This is a genomic window from Synechococcus sp. CS-1329 (genome assembly GCF_025128055.1).
Classification (GTDB): Bacteria; Cyanobacteriota; Cyanobacteriia; order PCC-6307; family Cyanobiaceae; genus Regnicoccus_A.
This window is the reverse complement of sequence record NZ_JAHLYS010000018.1, coordinates 1-6,756: the sequence shown is the minus strand read 5'-3', so window position 1 is coordinate 6,756 and position 6,756 is coordinate 1. Positions and strand designations below refer to the sequence as shown.

Annotated in this window: 12 protein-coding genes; 4 read left to right on the top strand and 8 right to left on the bottom strand. The window is 66.4% G+C overall.

The window, feature by feature from the left end; genetic code table 11:
- Positions 1 to 47: 47 nt before the first annotated feature.
- The 4 genes from KQ304_RS03370 to KQ304_RS03355 are packed head-to-tail and all read right to left on the bottom strand — an operon-like array spanning position 48 to position 2,686.
- Positions 48 to 866: a hypothetical protein gene (locus KQ304_RS03370; RefSeq protein ID WP_259735709.1), complete on the bottom strand. Its 819-nt coding sequence runs from the start codon at positions 864 to 866 to the stop codon at positions 48 to 50.
- Positions 867 to 870: 4 nt separating this feature from the next.
- Positions 871 to 1,740 (bottom strand): hypothetical protein, encoded by an 870-nt coding sequence (locus KQ304_RS03365; RefSeq protein WP_259735708.1) that lies wholly within the window; start codon positions 1,738 to 1,740, stop codon positions 871 to 873.
- Positions 1,740 to 2,165, bottom strand: a complete 426-nt coding sequence (locus KQ304_RS03360) for a hypothetical protein (protein ID WP_259735707.1) — start codon at positions 2,163 to 2,165, stop codon at positions 1,740 to 1,742. The genes KQ304_RS03365 and KQ304_RS03360 overlap by 1 nt, the downstream gene beginning before the upstream one ends.
- On the bottom strand, positions 2,165 to 2,686 hold the full coding sequence (locus KQ304_RS03355; protein WP_259735706.1) for a hypothetical protein: 522 nt from the start codon (positions 2,684 to 2,686) through the stop codon (positions 2,165 to 2,167). The genes KQ304_RS03360 and KQ304_RS03355 overlap by 1 nt, the downstream gene beginning before the upstream one ends.
- A 40-nt stretch (positions 2,687 to 2,726) precedes the next feature.
- Between KQ304_RS03355 and KQ304_RS03350 the strand changes: the two genes are divergently transcribed.
- Positions 2,727 to 3,257, top strand: a complete 531-nt coding sequence (locus KQ304_RS03350; RefSeq protein WP_259735705.1) for a GNAT family N-acetyltransferase — start codon at positions 2,727 to 2,729, stop codon at positions 3,255 to 3,257.
- A complete protein-coding gene (locus KQ304_RS03345) occupies positions 3,254 to 3,658 on the top strand; it encodes a PPC domain-containing DNA-binding protein (RefSeq protein ID WP_259735704.1) in 405 nt (134 codons plus the stop codon). The genes KQ304_RS03350 and KQ304_RS03345 overlap by 4 nt, the downstream gene beginning before the upstream one ends.
- 4 nt (positions 3,659 to 3,662) lie before the next feature.
- On the opposite strand, the gene KQ304_RS03340 is transcribed toward KQ304_RS03345, so the two are convergent.
- From KQ304_RS03340 to KQ304_RS03325, 4 genes are all read right to left on the bottom strand, one after another.
- Entirely contained in the window at positions 3,663 to 4,373 is a 711-nt protein-coding gene (locus KQ304_RS03340) for a hypothetical protein (RefSeq protein WP_259735703.1), read from the bottom strand.
- Positions 4,370 to 4,915 carry a hypothetical protein gene (locus tag KQ304_RS03335; protein WP_259735702.1) on the bottom strand — a complete coding sequence of 182 codons (546 nt, stop codon included), beginning with the start codon at positions 4,913 to 4,915 and terminating at the stop codon, positions 4,370 to 4,372. Before KQ304_RS03335 ends, KQ304_RS03340 begins: the two co-directional genes overlap by 4 nt.
- 73 nt (positions 4,916 to 4,988) lie before the next feature.
- Positions 4,989 to 5,486, bottom strand: coding sequence for a hypothetical protein (locus KQ304_RS03330; protein ID WP_259735701.1), 498 nt, complete (start codon positions 5,484 to 5,486; stop codon positions 4,989 to 4,991).
- Positions 5,470 to 5,727 carry a hypothetical protein gene (locus tag KQ304_RS03325; RefSeq protein WP_259735700.1) on the bottom strand — a complete coding sequence of 86 codons (258 nt, stop codon included), beginning with the start codon at positions 5,725 to 5,727 and terminating at the stop codon, positions 5,470 to 5,472. Before KQ304_RS03325 ends, KQ304_RS03330 begins: the two co-directional genes overlap by 17 nt.
- Between KQ304_RS03325 and KQ304_RS03320 the strand changes: the two genes are divergently transcribed.
- Both KQ304_RS03320 and KQ304_RS03315 read left to right on the top strand, forming a co-directional pair.
- Entirely contained in the window at positions 5,693 to 6,322 is a 630-nt protein-coding gene (locus KQ304_RS03320; RefSeq protein WP_259735699.1) for a hypothetical protein, read from the top strand. The genes KQ304_RS03325 and KQ304_RS03320 overlap by 35 nt on opposite strands.
- A 5-nt stretch (positions 6,323 to 6,327) precedes the next feature.
- The gene (locus KQ304_RS03315; protein WP_259735698.1) at positions 6,328 to 6,684 is read left to right on the top strand and encodes a hypothetical protein; all 357 of its coding nucleotides are present in this window, start codon (positions 6,328 to 6,330) and stop codon (positions 6,682 to 6,684) included.
- Positions 6,685 to 6,756: the final 72 nt, after the last annotated feature.

The window sequence follows — 6,756 nt, the reverse complement described above, 5'->3', positions numbered from 1 at the left end:
TTGCATTCCCAGCCGCGGCGTGCAGCGGCGGCAGAAACAGCCCTGGTTCACGCGGGTGGAACTGCCGCCACTGCCAAACCCAACAGCGCAGCTGGCGGTCGCATGACTGTCTCAATTGAGAAGTGTCGGGCAGTCAGGGTGTTGGCATACAACCCGCAACCTCGAATCAGTTGCTGTTCAATGCCGCTGGGTGGCAGCGGAATGATCGAGGCCGCCACCAGGGCGTTGTTGCTCCAGGTGTAGCTGTTCAGTGAATAGAACATGCCGGTGTAGGAGTTGGAGCGATTGAGAACCACACTCCAACCGCTCACCGCCGGCGAGCGGAACAACAGCAGGGTGTGATTCTGCGTGTTGATGTCAGTCCCGATCGGCGCGATCGTGTAGCAGAAGAACTCACGGCCCGGCGTCGTATCGGCCTGAATCAGCAGAAAGCCAGCCAGATCCCAGGCCGGTGTGCCATCGGAGGCGTAGTGCGACAGGCCGGCATTGACGCTGAACAAGGTCGCCGAGAAGCTGCCGTAGCCGCCGTTGCTGCTGTCGTTGGTGTAGGCGCTCTCGAGGCCCAGTTGCAGGCGGGCGGAGCTGCTGCTGGAGTTGTAGCCCTGAACCTTGGAGCTGTTGGAGAAGCTGAGCAGCACCGGCGTCTGGGGATGGCCCAGCCGCCAGACGTAGCCGTAGCTGATGGCCCCTGTCGCGGCGTTGTGATCCTTGATCAGCGACAGCGGCACCAGGGCATTGGCCGGCGTCGCATTCACCTCCGCCGAGAAGGCACTGAAGGCCTCCGCCAGCTTCATGCCCGGATCCGTTGGCAACTTGCTGGTCCAGTTCCAAAGCGGCCATTGCAGGGCGGAGCAGGTGAGGGTCATGGCATCAGCTCACCGGGTCCTTGAGCCGCACCACAAGGCGGGCGCCGCCAAGCTGCAACCACTCGCTGCCATCGGCCGGCTTGATGTAGCCAAAGCTCGTGAAGGTGCGGTTGTAGAGCGCCAGGTCCACAGGCAACGCCACCGGGTCCCACCACTGCACCGGCGGCAGTGGCGTGGTGAAGACGATCGTCGGGGTGAGCGGCAGCCACTGGGCCGGGCGCACCAGCATCAGCGGAAACCCGGAGGAGAAGAAGTCAGCGCGGAAGGCGGTGGCGAGCAGCACCTGGGGCCGCGCCAGATTCCAGGCCGCTGTGGCGATCACACCGGCCATGTCGGTGAGCGAGAGGTGCCACTGGCCGGAAACCACGTCCTTGGCGATCAGCAGGGCCACCGCCTGGCGGTTGGAGAAGCTGTGCTGGGAGAAGGCAAAGCAGAAGAACTCCTGGCCTGCCGCCAGGCTGGAGGCCACCACCGCACCCAGGGGTAGCGGTTGATTGGCCAGGGTGATCAGGGAGCTGGTGGTGCCCACCCCGCCCGTGAGACTGCCGTGACCGCCCAGGGCCGTGCCGGCTGTGAAGCCCGACGCCAGGGCGGCATGGGTCGTCACCGCACCGCTGCTCAGGTTCACCACCCATTGGCTGATCAGTTCCACCGGCTGGCCGCCGCTGAGCGCCGCCAGCCGTGCCTTGATCGTCCAGCCGCAGAAGCCCGGCGACCCTGCCGGGCCTGCCATCACACTCAGCAATTGGGTGGGGTTCTGGCCGTTGGCGGCCGTGATCCAGGCCGTCAGCAGGGCATGAGCCTCGCCAAACAAGGCGGGGAGCGCAAAGCCCTGGTCCCCGCGGCGGCTGAGATCGGTGATCGTCGCCGCCATCAGCCGCCCACCGAATCGTTGAGCACCAGGGCCAGCACGCCCAATGTCGCCGTGTGGGCGCCCGTCACTTCGGTGCGCAGCCGCGCCCAGAGCCGCTGCTGCAGGGGGCTCTCGCCGTTGCTGTAGCTGCAGCCCGGCGCGAGTTTGAGAGTCGGCGTTTCAGCGGAGAAGCGCAGATCGAGCAACACACCTGCTGAAAGCGGTGGGTCCTCCTCGAACGGCCGGGCAGCATCCGCCGCCCGCGCCGCCGTGGAGTCGTAGAAGGTCACCCAGGCGGCCACCGAGCAGCTCACCTCCAGAAACAGTCCATCGATACCAAGGCCCGCAAAGCTCAGATCCAGCACCGACGGACCATTCAGCGGGCCGTTGTCCTGCTGCTCAAGGGCCCGCCGGGGCGTGTCGATCCTCGGAACCCAGCTCGGCATCAGGGGATCACCTGGATCTTGCGGATCGCCCGCACGGTCTGGGGAAACGTCTTGCCCAGCGGCTCCCAGTTGCCATAGAACCAGTCCTGCACCTGGTGGGTGGTTGCTGAGTCCTGCGTCGAGGTGCCCATCCCGCCGGCAAAGAAGGCCTCCGCCGCTCCATCAACGAAGAGCGGGAAGGCGGTCTGGGCAGGAGCAGAGAAGGTGTAGTTGGCACTGGCCGGCACCGCATAAGGGTTGGCGCCGTGGCTGGTCACGTTGCCCTCACTGCCGTCCGGCTTGAAACGCCGGTAGAGGATCTCCAGCTCAAACAGCGCCGGGATGTACCAGTCGGAGAATGTCGCGATGGAGAGCCCCCGCGCCCACTGGGTGGCTGGGTGTGCCGCATCGTTGGCGGCATTGCTGTTCGCCCAGCCATCGAACGTGCTCGATGCGCCGGTGGTGAGCGTGCCCGTGGTCTTGCAGGCCCTGATGCTCTGGCCGCTGGCCTTGGGCGCAATGATCAGGGCGTGGGTGGCCACCTAAGGGCCGTTGAACGAGACAATCGACTAAGGCCGCTGCTTGCCCCTGGCCACGCACACCACGCCCCTGCAGATCCGCCCCTACGAGGCGGCCGACTGGCCGGCTGTGTGGGCGCTGCTGGAGCCGGTGTTCCGCGCGGGTGAAACCTTCCCCCACGACCCGGCCATCAGCGAGGCCGAGGCGCAGGTGGCCTGGGTGGAGCAGAACCAGGCGGTGATGGTGGCCGTGGATACCGCGGGTGCGCTGGTGGGCACCTACTACCTCAGGCCCAACTCCCTGGCCCTCGGCGCCCATGTTTCCAACGCGGACGATGTGGTGGCCGACCACTGCCGCCGGCAGGGAATCGGCAGTCGGCTCTGCCAGAACTCGCTGCAGGCGGCGCGGCGACTGGGGTTCCGGCTGATGCAGTTCAACCTGGTGGTGAGCACCAACACCGCCGGCACTCGCTGCTGGCAGCGCAATGGCTTTCAGGTGGTCGGCACCCTGCCGGGGGCCTTCCGCCACAAGCAGTTGGGTTATGTCGATGCCCTGGTGATGGTCCAGGGGCTGGTGGAGGGGCCTGGAGCATGAAGGTGGTGCCGTTGCGCCTGCAGCCCGGCGATGACCTGCGCCTGGTTCTGGAGGCCTGGATGGGCGAGCAAGACGAAGAGGCCGGCTGCGTGATCAGCGCCGTCGGCAGCCTGTCGCTGGCCCAGCTGCGCCTGGCGGGAGCGGCCGAGGCCACGGCGATCCAGGGCGAGCTGGAGATCGTCAGCCTCTCAGGCACCCTCTCGCCCGATGGCGCCCACCTGCACATCGCCGTCGCAGGCAGCAGCGGCACCGTGATCGGCGGGCACCTCTGCGCCGGCTCGCTGGTGCGCACCACCGCCGAGCTGGTGATCGGCCTGCTGCCGGGGTGGCAGTTCCGGCGGGAGCTGGATCCGGCTACCGGCCACGCCGAGCTGGGGATCAGTCCTCAGGATCTGAGCTGAATAGTCAGGGCTCGGCCAGAGCCGCGATGGCCCTCAGCGTTTCCAGCAGGCCCGGCAGTCGTTGCTGGCTGGCTTGATCCGGTGGGAGGAAGGCAGGCAGGGCCTCCAGAAAGGCGGAGGTGTTCAACAGCTCCAGGAACTGAGCCGCCAGACCCTGCCGCAGCTCAGGCGGGCTGAGTCTGCATTCCTCCAGCAGTGATGCCCGGCCGTCGACCACGGCCATCAGGTCCTCCAGATCGTGACTGAAAAGAAAATCGCCCTGGCCGCGACCGCGGAAGGCCTCCAGCTTGGTGGCCAGGAACACCGGTGCAGTGACGATCCGAATCGAGCGACCGCTTGGCAGCCCCTGACGCTGGGCGGTGTCCAGGGCGAGGGGATACCAGCGATTGGAGAAGCCAAGGATCTCGCCCTGGGTTGGCATCAGATCGAGAACGAGGTCGTCTGTGCACCAGCGGCAGAGGGGTGCCCCTGGCCGGCTGTCCTCCTGGAAGCCGCGCTGCCGCAACTGCCTCCCCAGCTGGTGGTAGTCGGCCCTGGCGATCACCCTGCAGATCACATCCACATCCTGGGTGGGCCGGATCTCCGGCATCGCCGGATCCGTGATCAGCACACCGGCCACGGCCCCGCCGACAAACACCAGTTGCTCGAGCAGCGCCTCGCCCAACTGCTCAGCCGCCCGCTCCAGCAGGAAGACGTTGGGGTCGTTGGGATTCATGGCTGCAGCCGCTCCTCCAGTAGGGCCAGCGCCAGGCCCTGTTCACGGGCGCTGCCGCCACGCACCGCGTCGAACAGCGCCAGCAGCTCCCCAAGGGCCGGGTTGCGCGCCGCCGCCTCGGGAACACTCGGGTAGAGCGGGTAGAAGGCGATGCCACGGGCCGTGCCCTTCTTCCACGGCCAGACCGGTGGTGGGTCGCTGCCCGGCCGGATCTGCTCGCTGAGGGGGGAGGCGGCGTAGCCGGTGGGAACACCGCGGCTGAGCCCTCCCTGCGTGGCTGGGAAGCAGTAGCGCGCACCGTGCTGCACGAAGGCTCTCAGGGCAGCGCGAACCACCGATGGCTTGCCAGCCTCATCTTTGATCGCCAGCTTGGCGGCCACGGCACGCTCCACGGCCGCATGGGCCTCTGAGGCCGTCAGGCCCAGCTCGGCGCCGAGGGCTGCATAGGTGGGAGCCGGGCCTGGATCCAGGGCCAGGCGCAGCAGCACCACCAGATCCTGCGGCCGCAGGACGAGCTGGGGATTGGAGGGTGAGCGGGCCAAGGTTGCAACGGGCCATTCGGCATTCGCGAACAGCGAATATAGAATCCCCAGGACGTTTGATTCCCATGCTGTCTCAGGTTTCCGGGGCCGCCAGCGGCAGCAACCGCTCGATCGCTACCGCAGGCACACCCACCTGCTGGGCGAACAACAGCACCAGCTGCTCCAACCGGTCGAGGCGCTGTTCGAGGAAATGGAGCTCAGCGGTGCCAGCCTTGGGTGCGGTCTTGCCGCTGCCGGCAGTGCTCTTGCTGCCCTTGGTGGCCTTGCTGGGCAGGGCGCTACGCAGGGGTGGTCCATCCGGGTGGCTGAGCAGGGCATCCACCTGTTTCGGCACCGGGCCCTTGCTGAGGCCCTTGATGCCGCGCGCCTTGCAGAGGGTCCAGAGCGCAGCCACCGACAACCTTTCCAACTCCTCGCGGCTGGCCGGGGCGTCACTGTCCAGCAGCGCTGCGGGCGAGTTGCTGGCTGGTTTGGTGTCGCCCAGCTCCTCCTGCAACCCGCGGTAGAGCCTGGCGTCGGATTGGGCCAGGTCCCGCAATGTGGCCCGCAGGGTGTCAGTGAGTTGTCCCATCGGCCTTGACCTCCTGGGCCTTCTGGGCCGCTGGGCTGTCCACGAGCTCCACCTTGGCGGGAGAAGACGGTTCCGTCTGGTTCACGGGGCCGCCGTGGCCGTTCCCACCCAGGGGGAGCGGCGGCAGATTCTTGGTCTTCTCGATGAACTCCTGACGCTTCTGATCCAGCTGCACCACCCGCTCCTTGGTGTGGGTCCAGCGGTTGATGAAGCGGATCAGCGCCCAGGAGCATGTCCCCACCCAGGAGCTGCGGCATGAGTGCACCAACTACGACGAGCTGAGACACCTCAAGGCCGTGCAGGAGCTCGATGAGCTGGAGCGCTGCCGTGTCATCGCCATCATCAAGTACGAGTGCACCGCCAAGGTGCTGCAGCGTCGTACTGGCCTGCTACGCGATTACGCCCGCCTCTGCGAAGAAAATGCCTTTGAACAGAAGAAGGAACGCTCTCGCCTTGGTGCACTTCTGCAGAAGCTGAAGGAGGCCCTGCGGGGCAAGCAGGTTTCTATCGAGCGCCTGGAAGCTCGCCTCAGAGCCCTGGAGGCCGAGAACGGAGCCCTGCGCTCTGAACAGCAGCAATCGAAAGCCGAGCGCCAACTGGAGAAGGAGCTCGCCGCCTTGCAACGCGCCTTTGAGACGGAGGTGGAACGCCGCAAGCAACTGGCCAGGAACAACCAGAGCCTCGGCGGTCGAGTGGCCCACACCAACCGCTACCGACGCGAGCGTGACGAGTTGAGCGAAGCACTCAAAATCGAGCGGCAGACCAGCCAGATCCTGCGCCGGGAGCTGGAGCAGCTGCGCTCCGGCGAGCAGTTGGGCCTCGGTCTCGCGGAGTGAGCACCATGGCCCGCAAGTCCTCCCCGCCGCTGAAAGGGGCGAAGCCAGCCGCCAAGGCCACCGCCGCGGCCAAAGCAACAGCCAAGGCGCCGGCCAGCGCCAGACCTGCGCGGCAGAAGCAGCCCACGCTGGTGGATCTCAAGCGCGAGGTCTATGCGCTGGCAAAGGTGTCAAGCACCAAGGAACTCAAGCGAACCAACGTGGATCTGCGCCATCTCGATTTCCGCCTCAAGGTGAGCTGGAGCTCTGCATTGGAGGTGCTGCAGCAGGCTGCTGCGGCCTATCCCGACTGGGGCCGCGTCCCTTGGAATGGTGTAAATCCTGAGGCCCGATTGCCCTGGACTGAGGGAGAACAGGGGTGAATGACGGGCTGTCATTCTTGAGGCGCATGTGCACCTCGTTGTTTCACGATGAATCCCAACGATTGACTTGTC